Raw genomic sequence first — 14,935 nt, 5'->3', positions numbered from 1 at the left:
TTATCGGCGGGCCGTCTCGATCGCGAGGCCGTCGGCGATGGCGGTGAAGGCGCGCCCGAAGACAAGCTCCGCCCCGGGCATGGCCCGCGCCACCGCGCCCGAGACGACCCCCAGCAGGCTGGAGCCGCCCACGAAGACCACCCGGCCCACGTCCACGGTCTCCATTCCGCCCGCGCTCACCGTGTCGCGCGCGGCCTCGGCGATCTCGTCGGCGAAGGGACCGAGGTCGAGCATGAGCCGCTCGCCGGGCAGGGGCGCCGAGAGTCCCGGCTTGACCACGGAGAGGTCGATCTCGGCGTCGCCCGCGTTGGCCGCGATCTTGCCGTCCTCGACGGCGAAGGCCACGTCGTGCCCCAGCTCCATGGAGATAACCTCCTCGAGCCGCGCGAACTTCTCGGGCTCCAGCGCCAGCTTGCGCATCTGCTTGACCTGCCGCGTCGTGTCGGGGCCGTAGAGGAAGGCGATCTGCTCCCAGCTCGCCAGTCCGTTGAACAGCGCGGCGGGGGCGGGGTGCGTCTTCTCCCCCAGCTCCGCCTTCAGGAGGCTGCCCTTCCCGAAGAGCGGCATGACGTGCCCGAGGCTCAAGGACCGGTCGAAGTCCGTGCCGCCCACGCGGATACCGTGGCTCGCGAGACGCGCCACCTCCTCGCCGCTCTGCCGGAAGAGCGTGAAGTCCGAGGTGCCGCCTCCGATGTCGACGACGAGCCCCACGCCCTCCGCCTCCCCGGCCGAAAGCGCGGCGGCCTCGGGCTCGGGCAGGAACTCGATCCGCTCGAAGCCCGCCATCTCGTAGGCCGCGCGCAGATCGGCCTCTGCCCGGCGGTCGCGATCGGGGTCGGGGTGAAACCGAACCGGCCGCCCCGAGAGCACGGCATCGAAACGGCGGCCCGTCTCGGCCTCGGCCCGTTCCTTGACGCCCGCCAGGAACCGCGCGGTGATTTCCACCAGCGTCACCCGCTCCTGGAAGAACTGCCGCTTCTCCTGCATCAGCGGCGTGCCCAGGACGCTCTTGAGGGCGCGCATGAACCGCCCCTCGCGGCCCTCGATCAGGGCGGTGACCGCGGCGCGGCCCCAGAGGGTGCGCTTCTCGGTGAAATCGAGGAAAACCGCCGTCGGCATGGTCTCGGCGCCGTCCTCGAGCGCCACGAGGCGCGGCGCGCCGTCCTGCAGGACCGAGACGCCCGTGTTCGACGTGCCGAAGTCCACTGCGAGCCAGTCCATGCCACCCTCCGTTTTCCGAAAGGCGCCCGCCTAGCCCGGCCCGCGCGAGGCTGCAAGGTTCCGATTGGCCTCCGCGCGCCCCGCGTCTAGGGTCGCGCCGAGGCAGGAGGGCAGGCATGACGGGCAGCAGGACGCTCACGCGGGCCGAGACGGCCGGCTGGGGGCTCGCCGACATGGGGATCGGCTGCTTCGTCGTGGTCAAGCAGCTCCTCGTCTTCGCCTTTCTGACGACCTACCTCGGCGTTCCCGCCGCCGCCGCGGGATGGGTGACCTTCGCGGTTCTCGCCTTCGACGTGGTGACCGACCCGCTCGTCGCCGTCCTCTCGGACCGGACCCGCAGCCGCTGGGGCCGTCGCGTGCCCTGGATCGCCGCCGGGGCGCCGCTCCTCGCCCTCGGAATCGTCGCCATGTTCCGCGTGCCCGAGGGCATGGCCTGGCAGGCCAACATGGGCTGGGTCGTGGCCTTCTTCGGACTGGCGACTGTGGGCTTCACCTTCGTCGCCGTGCCCTACGGGGCGATGGCGGGCGAGATGACCCGCAACGCGCAGGAGCGCTCATCCATGACGGCCTGGCGCATGGTCTTCGCCTCGCTCGGACTGCTCGTCGCGGGAGCGGTCCTGCCGGCGCTCGCCGGGGACAGCCGTGAAGGCTATGCCCGCGCGGTCCTCGTGATCGCACCGGTGATCCTGCTGACCATCTGGGGGATGCTCTGGCTGACCCGCCGCGCGCCGCGGATCGACGTCGGACCCTCGACCGGCGCGGCGGAGATCGCGCGCCTCGTCCTCGGCAACCGGCCCTTCGTCGTTCTCGTCTCGCTCTACGGCATCCAGACCCTCGCGGTCGCCCTGATCGCCGCGGGGCTCCAGCTCGCGGCGCTCTACCTCGTGGCCGATGCGGGCGACGGGCCGCTCTCCGGCGCGGTCGGCGCGCTGGGCATGTTCTCGACGCTCTTCGCGAGCTTCGTTCTGGGCGCGGTGGCGAGCCAGTGGCTCTGGGTCCGCGCCTCTGCCGCCTGGGGCAAGACCGGCGCGCTGGTCGCCGCCGTGCTCCTCTACATCGTCGTGCTCGGGCTGATCTGGAGGCTGCTGCCGGCAGCCTCCCCGGGCCCGGTGGCCGCGCTCTTCTTCCTGGCGGGGATCGCCAACGGGGGCTACCAGCAGATCCCCTGGGCGATGTATCCCGATCTCATGGATGTCACGCGCAACCGCAGCGGGGCCGCAGTGGAAGGCAGCTTCTCCGCCGTCTGGCTCTTTGGCCAGAAGGTCGCGAACGCGGTCGCCCCGCTGATCCTCGGCCTCGTGCTCGCCCGGGCCGGCTGGCAGGAGAGCACCGGCGGCCCGGTGGAACAGACGCCGGAGGCACTGGCGACGCTCACCTGGGCGCTGACGCTTCTCCCGGCGGCGATCTTCGCGCTGTCGATCCTCGTGCTGCTCACCCTCTACCGTGCCGCCACGCGCGGGTTGGCCGCCCATGCCTGAGGGGCTGGACGAGAGGCTCGCGGCGGCAGAGGCGGAGGTGCCGAACCTGCGCCCCGGCTGCGAGAAACGCGTCGTCTGGGCCGGCAGGCCCGGCACCCGCACGCCGCTGTCGGTGGTCTACGTTCACGGCTTCTCCGCCAGCCCCGAGGAATTGCGCCCCGTCCCCGACCGGATCGCGGAGGGCCTTGGCGCCAACCTTTTCTTCACGCGCCTGTCGGGACACGGTCAGGACGGGGCCGCGATGGGGCGGGCGACCCTCGGGGACTGGCGGCGCGACATCGCCGAGGCCGCGCGGATCGGCGAGGAACTGGGCGAGCGCACGCTCTGGATCGGCTGCTCCACCGGCGCGACCCTGATCACCGAGGCTCTTGGCCATGATCTCGGAGCTGCCGGGACCATCCTCGTCTCGCCGAACTACGCCCTCAGCTCGCGGATCGCCTCGCTGATGCTGGACGCCCCCGGCGCGGGGCTCTGGGGCCCGTGGATCGCGGGACGCGAGCGGGGCTTCGATCTCGTGAACGAGGCGCACGGACGGTACTGGACCTCGAGCTATCCGGTTCGCGCGCTCTTCCCCATGGCGCAGGCCATGCGCGCGACGAGGGCCGTGAGGTTCGAACGTATCGGGGTCCCGGCGCTCTTCGTCTACGGTCTGAACGACCGCGTCGTGAGCCCGCGCGCCGTGGCGCGCGTCGCCGGGCGATGGGGCGCGCCCGTCGAGCGCTTCGAGGTGGCCTTCGAGAGCGGCGACGACCCGATGGGACACGTCGTGGCGGGCGACATCCTCTCGCCGGGGCAGACCGACCGGGTCGTCGCCCGGGCCCTCGACTGGGCGCGGCGGCAGGGACTGGGAGGCGAGACATGATGTCCCGTGCGCGGCGATCCGCTTCCCCCTGCGCGGGACCACCTGACCCCGGCGGCAAGGCAGGGTAGGACACGGCCGATGCGCGAACCCATTCTGTTCCTGCCCGACGCCATGACCGACCTGCGGCTCTTCGAGCCGCAGATCGCGGCACTGTCGGGCCAGTACGCGGTGATGAGCGCGCCACTTTCGACCTGCGACCGGATCGAGAACTTCGCGTCCGACCTCCTGTCGGTGCTGCCGCCCCGGATCGCGGTGGTCGGGCAGGGGCTCGGCGGGACCGTCGCTCTGGAGCTCGTGCGCCGAGCGCCCAACCGGGTCACCCGGCTCGCCCTCGTCGGCACCAGCTTCCAGCCCGACACGCCTGCCGAGGCGACGGCGCGCGAGCCGCAGATGGTCGCGGCCTCCGCCGGCCGCTTCGAGGAGATCGCCCGCGGCTTCGTGGGGCAGGCGGGCTACGGCCCCGGCGCGGAGCGCGTCGCCGTCCAGGCCGCGCTCCTGCGCATGGCGCTCGACCTCGGGCCCTCTGTCTTCCGCACCCAGTCGCGGGCCCTGCAGAAACGGCGCGACCAACAGCCGGTGCTGCGCCAGATCGCCGGTCCGGTGCTGCTCCTCGGCGGGCGGCACGACAAGCTCTGCCCGCCCAAGCGGCTGGAGTTCATGGCCGAACTGATGGACAGCGACCCGCCGGAGATCCTCGAGCAGTCCGGACGCTACCCCAGCCTGGAAGAGCCCCAGGCCGTGACCGAGGCGCTCCGGGGCTGGCTCGCCCGCTAGATGCCGAGCTTCCGGCGCAGGTCCTCGACGGAGACTGACCCGGGCGGCTTGCAGTCGCGCGCCAATTCCGCCGCCAGCCGCGCCATCGCCGCGTTCCGGGGCGCGTCGCGCCCCTGCAGTCGGGCCAGAAGCACGATCTCCCCGTTAAGGTAGTCGCTCTCGATCGAGCCCGCCCCGCGTACCAGCGACTGGGTGGAGGAGGAGCCGATGCGCGTCACGCCGTCGATCTCGCTGATCTGCATGAGCTCGTCGCGCCGCGCGTCCCCCGCCCCCACGTCGCGCCAGTCGATGTCCGCTGAACGGAACACCTCCTCGGCCTCTTCCCGCAGGGCGCCGGTGATGTCGGCGCTCTTCTCCTCCGGCCCGAGCGCCGCCTCGACCGCGTTTCCGAGGTTGAGAAGGAGCTTGCCGTACTTGCTCGCCATGACGTCCGCGACCGGGAAGGCCGGAAGCTCGCTGCCCTCCAGCGCGGCGGCGAAGCGGTCGTCGTCCGCGTCCCGCCCCGAGGGATAGCGACCCACGTCGAAGAAGCCGAGCTTGGGCGCGCCGTAGGCCCGGACTTCGCCCGGATCTGAATGGTCGCCGGGAAGCATGACGCAGACCCCGTGGACGTTGGCAAAGAGCCGCGCCGCGATCCGCTCGTTCTCCACGCCGTTCTGGGCACAGAAGACCGGCTGCTCATGCACGCCGGCCGCGCGCAGCCGGTCGAAGGCCTCGGCGCTGTGCTGCGTCTTGACGGCGACGACCACCATGTCGTCGGGGCGCCAGTCGATCTCGGTGGGATCGCGCACGGCGTCCAGCGGGACGCGTCGGGAACCGCCGGGCGTGCGCAGCAGGAGCCCGTCGGTACGGATCGCGGCCAGATGCTCGCCCCGTGCGATGCCCACGACCTCGCGGCCCGCGGCGTGCAGTGCGGCGGCCAGCGTGCCGCCGACCGCGCCGAGTCCCAGAACGATGATCCGCATTGGCCTGCCTCCGGTTGAACCGGGGCGGACCCTAGAGGGGGCAGAAGGGGGCGCAATAAAAAAGCGGCGACACCAGGGAGGAGGAAGGTGCCGCCGCTTGTATCGTACGGACGCTCAGGGAGGAGGAGGAGCATCCGCCGAATTTTCGCGAAGGGGCGACGACATCCAGGGAGGAGGAGGGATGCCGCCGGCTTCGCTAGGCCGGTAACCCAGGGAGGAGGAGAGGGTTTCCGACTTTTTCGTGTCGCGGCTGATTGTGACCTGTGGGTCACGCCGCTTCGTCTTGTTTGCCCCTGAAGAGCGGCGACATCCAGGGAGGAGGAAGGATGCCGCCGCGTCTTCGAGGTGCGGTCCGCTCAGGGAGGAGGAGGAGCGAACCGCGCTCAGGGTCCCCAGGGAGGAGGAAGGGAACCCCGAACCGTATCTCTTAGCTGCCGTAGGCCGCGTCGCGGGCGATGTCCGGGATGCGGTGACGGCTGATGTTGAGGTCCGCGAGGTCACGGTCGGTGAGCTGGCTCAGCTCACGCAGGGTTTCGCGGTACACGCGGTTCTGGGACCGGCGCGTCTTGAAGGCCTCGATGAAGGAGCCGCGGTTGGCGGTTCCGATAAATCCGGTGCGAGTAAGGGTAGCCATGTCGGTCAACCTTTCTGCTCTACTGTTCCGTTCGGTGCCGTGGTAGCGCTGTCACGACCCAAGATAGGGAATTGCTGCACCTGCACAATACAGAGTTCGACAACGCTGCCATGCAGAAAACGCATAGTAAAAAATGTCACATTCTAAGGGGTTAACGGGCGACGCTGGGTCAGAATGAACGGCCGTTCAGTTTCAAACTGCTCTCTAAATGTGGTAAACGCCGCGAAATTGTGCGGCACAGCGGAAGGGACGCCACGTCATGGATAAAAAGGACATCCTGAGGGAACTCGGCCGCATCTCGCTGCCGGACGGCGGAGACCTCGTGACCCGCGACATGGTGCGGGCTCTCGCGGTCGATGAGGGCCGCGTTCGATTCGTGATCGAGGCTCCGAACGCCGACATGGCCCGCCAGATGGAGCCGGTCCGGCAGGCCGCCGAATCCGCCGTGGCGCGCCTGGAAGGGGTGCAGTCGGTCTCGGCCGTCCTGACCGCTCATGGCCCCTCCGCGCCGCAGGAGCCGAAGAAGGACCCGCCGCAGCTCAAGATCGGCGGCCACCCCAAGCCCCAGGCCGGACCCGTCGCCGTGGCGGGTGTCGACCGCATCATCGCCATCGGTTCGGGCAAGGGCGGCGTCGGCAAGTCGACGGTCGCCACCAACCTCGCGGTCGCGCTCGCGCGCGAGGGAAGAAGAGTGGGCCTGCTCGACGCCGACATCTACGGCCCCTCGGTCCCCCGGATGATGGGGGAGGAGCGTCAGCCCAAGTCGCCCGACGGCGAGCGGATCGAGCCGCTGCACGCCCATGGCGTGACCTTCATGTCGATCGGGCTCATGCTCGAGGAGGGCAAGCCGGTGATCTGGCGCGGCCCCATGCTCATGGGTGCGCTGCAGCAGATGCTGAACCAGACCAACTGGGGCGAGCTCGACATCCTGATCGTCGACCTTCCGCCCGGCACGGGCGACATCCAGCTGACGCTCTCTCAGCGTTTCCACCTCACGGGCGCGGTCGTCGTCTCGACGCCGCAGGACGTGGCGCTGCTCGACGCGCGCAAGGCGCTCGGGATGTTCGAGACCCTGAAGACGCCGGTGCTCGGTCTCATCGAGAACATGAGCACATATATATGCCCCAACTGCGGGCACGAGGCGCATCTCTTCGGTCACGGCGGCGTGGCGGCCGAGGCGGAGAAGATCGGCGTCCCGTTCCTGGCGGCCCTGCCCATCGACCTCGATACCCGGCTCGGCGGAGATGCCGGACAGCCGGTGGCGTCCGGAGAGGGGCCGATGGCCGAGGGCTACCGCCGTCTTGCCCGCCGCTTCGTCGAAGGCGGCATGGCCTGAGTTCGGCGGAGGGCGCTCGGTTGCGCCCTCCCTCAATGCTCATCTTATAGAGAGCGCGGAGTCTCAGGGCTTCATGAAGCGGCGCCGCGCTTCCACGGCGATATTGTAGCGCTGCTCGAGCTCGGCGATCAGCGCCATTGCCGCGCGCCGGGCCTCTTCGTCTTCCGCGTCCCTGTAGGTCTGCCGCGCCGCGTCGAGCAGCGCCTTCAGCCTGAATTCCTCGGGCAGGGCGCCGGCCTCCGCCATGATCCGCGTCGCCACGGCTGTCGCCATGTCGGTGTGAGCCTCGCCGGAGCGATCGGGCAAGGGTTTGCCCTCGCCCTCCAGCCCGCGAAGCCGGCCCTCGGCGATGGCCTTCCGGATCTGCTGTTCGACGAGACGGTCGAGAGATCGGGTCATTCTCTGTTGTCCATTCCCCCTTCTTGCCGAAGATATGGAGCCCTGGCCGGCCCGGGAAGGCAGTCGGCGGCCAGGCGGTACTGAATGGGACGGCATGGAACGCCCGGAATCTCATGGAACCTGCTGGGGAATGGCCGGAGATTCGCCGAACTCAACCGCAACCGGCACGCGAAAATCTGGGGATAAGCTGGGGATAAGGCGATCTAGAAGCTTGGTCGTTGCCCGGGGGCCACATTTTCGTGAGGCCCAAGATTCTGCGCGGCCGAGGCTGCGTTAACTATATCTGGTAGGCCAAATTCTGCCGATGGGCAGATATGAGGTCCAAGGGCTCGCTGACTCCCGAGTCGCAGGGCGAGGCGCTCAAAGGCTCATCCAAAAAGTTCCATGAAGTGCCACCTTTTTCCTTTCAATCCCAAAGCCCCGATGGCACAACAATTCCAGAAAGCGAGCAGACAACAACGACGGGGCGCCAAGAACCCCAACGGCGAAAAGAAAACCAGAGCAGGTTTCATACAGGCAATCGCTTTCAGAACGAAGAGATCCGGCGTGTGCGGGCGAGCAGACATCCCCCCAGGTGGCGCGCACGCAGTCGGACATCCCGCGAGGGACGACGACGGCGGATCGGGAGTTGGCAGCCTCCTGATCCGCCGTTTTCGATTTTAACATATCCACAAGCGCTGGGGGAAGGACGGTGACGTGTCGGTCGGATTCACGGGCACATTCTACCCCAAGGTAGACGCGAAGGGGCGGGTCTCGATCCCGTCGGCCTTCCGCGAAGAGCTTGTGGTCAATGGCACCTCCGACACCGAAGAGACCGCTCCCCCGCCCAGCTCCCGCGCGCGCGTCTACGTGGTGCATGGCCCCCACCTCGACGATCACGTCGAGGCCTATACCGTAAAGAAGTTCGCCCAGATCTCCGCCAAGATCTCCCGCATCCCGCGCGGCGACCCGATGCGCCGCTCGATGGAGCGCAATATCCTGCGCGCCTCGACCCTGCTGGAGATCGACGATGACGGCAGAACCGTCCTCACCAAGGAGCTCCGCGAGAAGATCGGCGCCGAGGGCGGCGGGGTCCTGCAGTTCCAGGGCTACGCCGACCGCTTCGAGATCTGGCTCGACCAGACCGCGACCGAGGTCGACGGCGAGGACGAGTGGCTGCAGAACAAGAAGGCCGAGAACCCGCACTACGATCTCATGTCGGAGCTGGACGGCCTATAGGGAATGCCCGCTGCCGCACCCCATATCCCAGTTCTCATAGACCCGCTCATCCGAGCAGTATCCCCCGTGCGCGGCACCTGGCTCGACGGCACCTTCGGGGCAGGGGGCTACACACGGGCCCTGCTCGACGCGGGGGCCGATGAGGTCATCGGCCTCGACCGCGATCCGCTGGCGCTGGAACTGGCCAAGGAATGGGCCGCGGAGGAAACGCGGCTTCGGCTCGTGCAGGGCAACTTCTCCCGGCTTGACGAGCACGCCGAGGCGCTCGACGGCGTCGTTCTCGACCTCGGCGTCAGCTCCATGCAACTCGACCGGGCCGAGCGCGGTTTCTCCTTCCAGTCCGACGGCCCGCTCGACATGCGCATGAGCCAGGAGGGCCCTTCCGCCGCGGAGCTGGTCAACGAGGCGGACGAAGGCCTGCTCGCCGACATCCTCTTTCAGTACGGGGAGGAGCGCGCGTCGCGCCGCATCGCCCGCGCCATCGTCCGGGAGCGCCCCATTACGACGACCGGCCGTCTCTCCGAGATCGTCGAGGGCGTCCTGCCGCGCCAGAAGCCCGGACAGAGCCACCCCGCCACCCGCAGCTTCCAGGCCTTGCGGATCGCCGTGAACAACGAGTACGGCGAACTCGCGGAGGGACTTATGGCGGCCGAGCGCGCGCTCTCCCCCGGGGGGTATCTGGCCGTGGTGACGTTCCATTCCGTCGAGGACCGCATGGTCAAACGGTTCATGCAGTCCCGCGCCGGCCAGACTGGCGGGCCCAGCCGCCACCAGCCGATGCAGGAGACCGAACCGCCGGCCTTCACGCTCGTCAGCCGCAAGGCCATCGGCCCCGATGCCGAGGAAACCGGGCGCAATCCGCGCGCCCGCTCCGCCCGCCTTCGCGTGGCGCGGCGCACGGAGGCGCCCGCCAAACCCATCGACCCGAAAACCCTCGGAATGCCCGTCGTGAAGGGATTCAAGCTATGAGATCAGCGCTTTACCTTGTCTCTGCCCTCGCCGTCATCGCGCTGGCCTTCTGGGCCTACCGGCAGAACTACCAGACGCAGGAGGCGATCGCCGAGGTGCAGGAGCTGCACCGCGAGATCGGCCGCGCGCACGAGCGCCTCTCCGTCCTGCGCGCCGAATGGGCCTATCTCAACCGGCCCGACCGCCTGATGGACCTCGCGGAGCTGAACTTCGACCGGCTGGGCCTGCTGCCGCTGATGCCCGAGGCCTTCGGCCGGATCGACACGATCAACTTCCCGGTCCCGCCGCTGTCGCCCATCACCGATCCCGTCGAGATCGCCCACGAGCCCGGAGTGGAATTCCCATGATCCGCCGTCCGCTGCGTCCTCTTGCCCGTATCCTCAAGGCCCGTGCCGAGGGGGCCAATCCCGACGTCATCGAGGCCGAGAACCTGCGCCTGCGCCACGAGGAGATGCGCGACCGCGCCCGCGTCCGCGCCGAGGGGCGCCTGCTGGTGCTGGGCGCGCTCTTCTTCTTCGCCTTCGCTGTGGTCGGCGGCCGAATGGGCGTGCTGGCGGGCTCCGAGCCCAGCGAGCCGCAGGTCGCCGGCGGCGGGAACCCGATCATCAGCAGCCGCGCGGACATCACCGACCGGAACGGCCGTATCCTTGCCACCAACCTCGAGACCCACAGCCTCTACGCCCAGACGCGGGACATGATCGATCCGCGCGCCGCGGCCGACGGGCTGGCGGCGATCTTCCCCGACCTCGAGGCCGAGGAACTCTACAAGGACTTTACCGGCAACCGTCATTTCCTCTGGATTCGCCGGCAGATCAGCCCCGAGCAGATGCAGGCCGTCCACGAGATCGGCGAACCGGGGCTGCTCTTCGGCCCGCGCGAGATGCGGCTCTATCCCAACGGCTCCGTCGCCGCGCATATCCTCGGCGGCACCAAGTACGGCGAAGAGGCCGTGAACGCCGCCGAGATCGAGGGCGTGGCCGGGGTCGAGAAGTACTTCGACGACTACCTGCGCGATCCCGCGAACGAGGGCGCGCCGCTCGAGCTTTCGATCGACCTCTCCGTGCAGGCGGCGGTCGAGCGGGTGCTCGCGGGCGGCATGATGCTCATGAACGCGCGGGGTGCGTCCGCGGTGATGATGGACGTGCACACGGGCGAGATCGTCTCGATGGTCAGCCTTCCTGATTTCGATCCGAACACCCGGCCGCCGATCACGCAGGGCGACCGCGCAGACAGCCCGCTCTTCAACAGGGCGGTGCAGGGCGTCTACGAACTGGGCTCGGTCTTCAAGATCTTCACGATCGGCCAGGCGGTCGAGCTCGGTCTGCTGAACGGCGAGACCATGATCGACACCACCGGTCCGCTCACCTGGGGCCGGTTCCGCATCCGCGACTTCCACAACTACGGCCCCGAGCTGACAGCGACGGACGTCATCGTGAAGTCCTCCAACGTGGGCACGGCCCGCGTGGCGATGCAGATCGGCGCCGAACGGCAACGTGACTTCCTGGGCGAGCTGGGACTCCTGGAGCCGACGGGCCTGGAGATGGTCGAGGCCCCCACGGGCCGGCCGCTTCTGCCGCCGAACTGGTCCGAGATCTCCACCATGACGATCTCCTACGGCCACGGCCTGTCCTCCTCGCCGGTCCACCTCGCTCAGGCCTACGCGAGCCTCCTGAACGGCGGCACGCGGGTCACGCCCACGCTGCTCCGCCGGACCCGGCCGCAGCAGGGTGAGCGCATTGTCTCCGAACAGACCTCGGCGCTCGCGCGGCACATGCTCCGGCAGGTCGTCGTGCGCGGCACCGCGAGCTTCGGCGAGGTTCCGGGTTACGAGGTCGGCGGCAAGACCGGCACCGCCGACAAGCCCACCCCGCAGGGCGGATATTATGACGACAAGGTGATCGCGACCTTCGCCAGCGTCTTCCCCGCCGACGACCCGCGCTACGTCCTCGTCGTCTCGCTCGACGAGCCCGTGGAGACCAGCAGCGACGAGCCCCGCCGCACCGCCGGCTGGACCGCCGTGCCGGTCGCCGCCGAGATCATCCGTCGCGCCGCTCCGCTCATGGGGCTGCGGCCCGACGTGGACTCCCTCCGGCCCACCGGTGTAACACTCACCTCGAACTGACGACCGGGGGCGAGATGAGCAGCGCGAGGCCCGAAGAACAGACCCGCACCCTCTCAGGCCTCGGGCTCACCGCCCAGGGCGGGCGCGAGGCCGAGATCACCGGGATCACCACCGACAGCCGCGAGGTGATGCCGGGGTATCTCTTCGCGGCGCTGCCCGGCAGCCGCGTGCACGGGGCGGAGTTCATCGCGACCGCCCTCGCGCAGCGTGCGGGCGCGATCCTGACCGACGCCGAGGGCGCGCGCATCGCCGCCGACGAGCTGATCGAGGGCGACGCCGCCGTGATCCTCGCCGAGGACCCGCGCCAGACCCTCGCGCAGACGGCCGCGCTCTGGTTCGGCCGCGCGCCGCAGACCGCCGTCGCGGTCACCGGCACCAACGGCAAGACCTCCGTCTCCTCCTTCTGCCGCCAGATCTGGCTGGAGCTGGGCGAGACCGCCGTGAACCTCGGCACCACCGGCGTCGAGGGGGCGTGGAGCCACCCGCTGCGCCACACCACGCCGGACCCGATCACCCTGCACCGCGTGCTGGCCCAGGCCGCGCGCGAAGGGGTGACCCACGTCGCGATGGAGGCCTCTTCCCACGGGCTCGACCAGCGCAGGCTGGACGGGATGGTGCTCGCCGCCGCGGGCTTCACGAACTTCAGCCAGGACCACCTGGACTATCACAAGACTTTCGAGGCCTACTTCGACGCCAAGATGGGCCTCTTCACCCGCGTCCTGTCGGACGACGGCGTGGCGGTGGTGAACGTGGACGATCCCAAGGGCTCGCTCGTCGCCCAGATCTGCGCCGAGCGGGGGCAGGAGGTCATCGGCGTCGGCCTTTCCGACGAGGCCCGCCTGCGGCTCCTCGGCCACCGCTTCGACGCCACCGGGCAGGAATTGCGCTTTGCCTGGCAGGACAAGACGATGCTCGTCCGGATGGACCTCATCGGGGGCTTCCAGGCGCAGAACGTCCTCGTCGCCGCCGGTCTCGCCATCGGCGCCGGCGCCGACCCGCAGGAGGTCTTCGATACCCTGCCGCACCTCACCACGGTCCGGGGCCGGATGCAGCTCGCCGCCACCCGCGACAACGGCGCGACCGTCTTCGTCGACTACGCCCATACGCCCGATGCCGTCGCCACCGCCATCCAGGCGCTGCGCCCCCACGTCATGGGGCGGATCGTCGCCATCGTCGGCGCGGGCGGCGACCGGGACACCGGCAAGCGGCCGCTGATGGGCGCCGCCGCGGCCGAACACGCCGACCACGTCATCGTCACCGACGACAATCCCCGCACGGAGGATCCTGCCGCGATCCGGGCCGAGGTCATGGCCGGCGCGCCCGGCGCGCTCGAGGTCGGCGACCGGGCCATGGCGATCCTGCGCGGCGCGGACATGCTCCAGGCCGGAGACGCGCTGCTGATCTGCGGCAAGGGCCACGAGACCGGGCAGATCGTCGGCGACGCCGTCCTTCCCTTCGACGATGTCGAACAGGCCAGCGTCGCGGTCGCCGCGCTCGACGGGCATATCTGATGGCGCTCTGGACGGCGGCCGAGGCCGCGGAAGCGACCGGCGGACGTGCCACCGGAGACTGGGAGGCGACCGGCGTCTCCATCGACACGCGGACCATCGCGCCGGGCGATCTCTTCGTCGCCCTGAAGGCGGCGCGGGACGGGCATGACTTCGTCGCGCAGGCGCTGGAGAAGGGGGCAGGGGCCGCCCTCGTCAGCCGCGTGCCCGAAGGTGTGCCCGACGACGCCCCCCTGCTGATCGTCGACGACGTGCAGACCGCGCTCGAAGGCCTCGGGCGGGCGGGGCGCGCACGGAGCCGCGCCCGCGTCGCCGCCATCACCGGGTCGGTGGGCAAGACCTCGACCAAGGAGATGTTGCGCGCCGCGCTCGAACCCTCGGGCCGCGTCCATGCCGCCGAGGCCTCTTACAACAACCACTGGGGCGTGCCGCTTACGCTGGCGCGCATGCCGCGCGACACCGACTATGCCGTGATCGAGATCGGCATGAACCACCCCGGAGAGATCGCGCCGCTCGCCATGCAGGCCAGGCCCCATGTCGCCATGGTGACCATCGTCGCCCCGGCCCACCTCGAGGCCTTCGACGACCTCGCGGGCATCGCCCACGAGAAGGCTTCGATCTTCGAGGGCCTCGAGCCCGGCGGCACCGCTGTCCTGAACGGCGACCTCGAGACCACGCCGATCCTCGAGGCCGCCGCTGAACGCCACGCCACGCACCGGATCAGCTTCGGCGAGGGGCCCGGCAACCACCACCGCCTGATCGAGGCGCTGGTCCGGGACGGCACGACCGTCGGAACGGCCCGGCTCTGGCGTACGCAGGTGCACCTCAAGGTCGCGACCGAGGGGCGGCACTTCGCCATGAACGCGCTTGGCGTGCTGGCCGTGGTCGGGGCGCTCGGCGCGGACCGGACCCGCGCGCTCATGGCGCTCGGCACCTGGGCGCCGCCCGCGGGCCGCGGCACGCGCGAGCGGCTCCTGCTCGACGACGGAGTCGCGGCGGGGACGATCGACCTCATCGACGACGCCTTCAACGCCAATCCCGCCTCGATGTCGGCCTCGCTCGCGGTGCTCGCGGCCGCGCAGCCGCAGGACAACCTCGGCCACGTCGGCCGGGGCCGCCGCATCGCGATCCTGGGCGACATGCTGGAGCTCGGCCCCGCCGAGAACGAGCTGCACGCCGAGCTCGCGCGTGATCCCGCAATGAAGTCGGTGCACGTGGTCCACTGCGTCGGCACCCGGATGCGTCACCTCCACGCCGCGCTGCCCGACGAGAAGCGCGGCCGCTGGACCGGCGACGCGGAGAGCCTCGTCCGCGAGGCCGCGCGCATCGTGGATCCCGGTGACGTCGTGTTGGTCAAGGGCAGCAAGGGCAGCCGCGTGTCGCTCGTCGTTGACGCCATCAGGAAACTCGGGCATCGCAGAGACATGCCCGAGGCGGAGTTGTAACCCG

The 14,935-nt window shown here is 69.9% G+C and carries 14 protein-coding genes; 10 read left to right on the top strand and 4 right to left on the bottom strand.

Features of this window, described 5'->3' with window-relative positions; genetic code table 11:
* Positions 1–1,221, bottom strand: coding sequence for an Hsp70 family protein (locus F3S47_RS00825; RefSeq protein ID WP_150443332.1), 1,221 nt, complete (start codon positions 1,219–1,221; stop codon positions 1–3).
* A 116-nt stretch (positions 1,222–1,337) separates the two neighbouring features.
* On the opposite strand from F3S47_RS00825, the gene F3S47_RS00820 reads away from it, so the two are divergent.
* The 3 genes from F3S47_RS00820 to F3S47_RS00810 all read left to right on the top strand — a co-directional run bounded on the left by F3S47_RS00820 (position 1,338) and on the right by F3S47_RS00810 (position 4,335).
* The gene (locus F3S47_RS00820; protein WP_150443331.1) at positions 1,338–2,699 is read left to right on the top strand and encodes an MFS transporter; all 1,362 of its coding nucleotides are present in this window, start codon (positions 1,338–1,340) and stop codon (positions 2,697–2,699) included.
* The gene (locus F3S47_RS00815; RefSeq protein ID WP_150443330.1) at positions 2,692–3,561 is read left to right on the top strand and encodes an alpha/beta hydrolase; all 870 of its coding nucleotides are present in this window, start codon (positions 2,692–2,694) and stop codon (positions 3,559–3,561) included. Before F3S47_RS00820 ends, F3S47_RS00815 begins: the two co-directional genes overlap by 8 nt.
* A gap of 78 nt (positions 3,562–3,639) precedes the next feature.
* On the top strand, positions 3,640–4,335 hold the full coding sequence (locus tag F3S47_RS00810) for an alpha/beta fold hydrolase (protein ID WP_150443329.1): 696 nt from the start codon (positions 3,640–3,642) through the stop codon (positions 4,333–4,335).
* Here the strand turns inward: F3S47_RS00810 and F3S47_RS00805 are convergent.
* Positions 4,332–5,300, bottom strand: a complete 969-nt coding sequence (locus F3S47_RS00805) for a ketopantoate reductase family protein (protein ID WP_150443328.1) — start codon at positions 5,298–5,300, stop codon at positions 4,332–4,334. The two genes, F3S47_RS00810 and F3S47_RS00805, sit on opposite strands and share 4 nt — an antisense overlap.
* A gap of 427 nt (positions 5,301–5,727) precedes the next feature.
* A complete protein-coding gene (locus F3S47_RS00800) occupies positions 5,728–5,934 on the bottom strand; it encodes a DUF1127 domain-containing protein (protein ID WP_150443327.1) in 207 nt (68 codons plus the stop codon).
* Between the two features lie 259 nt (positions 5,935–6,193).
* On the opposite strand from F3S47_RS00800, the gene F3S47_RS00795 reads away from it, so the two are divergent.
* Entirely contained in the window at positions 6,194–7,270 is a 1,077-nt protein-coding gene (locus tag F3S47_RS00795; protein WP_150443326.1) for an Mrp/NBP35 family ATP-binding protein, read from the top strand.
* Between the two features lie 63 nt (positions 7,271–7,333).
* Here the strand turns inward: F3S47_RS00795 and F3S47_RS00790 are convergent, their stop codons facing one another.
* Positions 7,334–7,669: a DnaJ family domain-containing protein gene (locus F3S47_RS00790; RefSeq protein ID WP_150443325.1), complete on the bottom strand. Its 336-nt coding sequence runs from the start codon at positions 7,667–7,669 to the stop codon at positions 7,334–7,336.
* A 696-nt stretch (positions 7,670–8,365) separates the two neighbouring features.
* Between F3S47_RS00790 and F3S47_RS00785 the strand changes: the two genes are divergently transcribed.
* The 6 genes from F3S47_RS00785 to F3S47_RS00760 are packed head-to-tail and all read left to right on the top strand — an operon-like array spanning position 8,366 to position 14,931.
* The gene (locus tag F3S47_RS00785; RefSeq protein WP_150443324.1) at positions 8,366–8,887 is read left to right on the top strand and encodes a division/cell wall cluster transcriptional repressor MraZ; all 522 of its coding nucleotides are present in this window, start codon (positions 8,366–8,368) and stop codon (positions 8,885–8,887) included.
* 3 nt (positions 8,888–8,890) lie between these two features.
* The gene (gene rsmH / locus F3S47_RS00780; RefSeq protein ID WP_150443323.1) at positions 8,891–9,856 is read left to right on the top strand and encodes a 16S rRNA (cytosine(1402)-N(4))-methyltransferase RsmH; all 966 of its coding nucleotides are present in this window, start codon (positions 8,891–8,893) and stop codon (positions 9,854–9,856) included.
* Complete coding sequence (ftsL, locus tag F3S47_RS00775; RefSeq protein ID WP_150443322.1) at positions 9,853–10,203, top strand: cell division protein FtsL; 351 nt, start codon at positions 9,853–9,855, stop codon at positions 10,201–10,203. Before rsmH ends, ftsL begins: the two co-directional genes overlap by 4 nt.
* Complete coding sequence (locus F3S47_RS00770) at positions 10,200–11,978, top strand: peptidoglycan D,D-transpeptidase FtsI family protein (protein ID WP_150443321.1); 1,779 nt, start codon at positions 10,200–10,202, stop codon at positions 11,976–11,978. Before ftsL ends, F3S47_RS00770 begins: the two co-directional genes overlap by 4 nt.
* A 14-nt stretch (positions 11,979–11,992) precedes the next feature.
* The gene (locus F3S47_RS00765) at positions 11,993–13,489 is read left to right on the top strand and encodes a UDP-N-acetylmuramoyl-L-alanyl-D-glutamate--2,6-diaminopimelate ligase (protein WP_150443320.1); all 1,497 of its coding nucleotides are present in this window, start codon (positions 11,993–11,995) and stop codon (positions 13,487–13,489) included.
* A complete protein-coding gene (locus tag F3S47_RS00760) occupies positions 13,489–14,931 on the top strand; it encodes a UDP-N-acetylmuramoyl-tripeptide--D-alanyl-D-alanine ligase (RefSeq protein WP_150443319.1) in 1,443 nt (480 codons plus the stop codon). The genes F3S47_RS00765 and F3S47_RS00760 overlap by 1 nt, the downstream gene beginning before the upstream one ends.
* Positions 14,932–14,935 lie beyond the last annotated feature (4 nt).

This window comes from Histidinibacterium aquaticum (assembly GCF_008710275.1).
Lineage (GTDB): Bacteria > Pseudomonadota > Alphaproteobacteria > Rhodobacterales > Rhodobacteraceae > Oceanicola > Oceanicola aquaticus.
The sequence above is the reverse complement of the archived record's forward strand: the minus strand, read 5'-3'. Positions and strand labels throughout refer to the sequence as shown.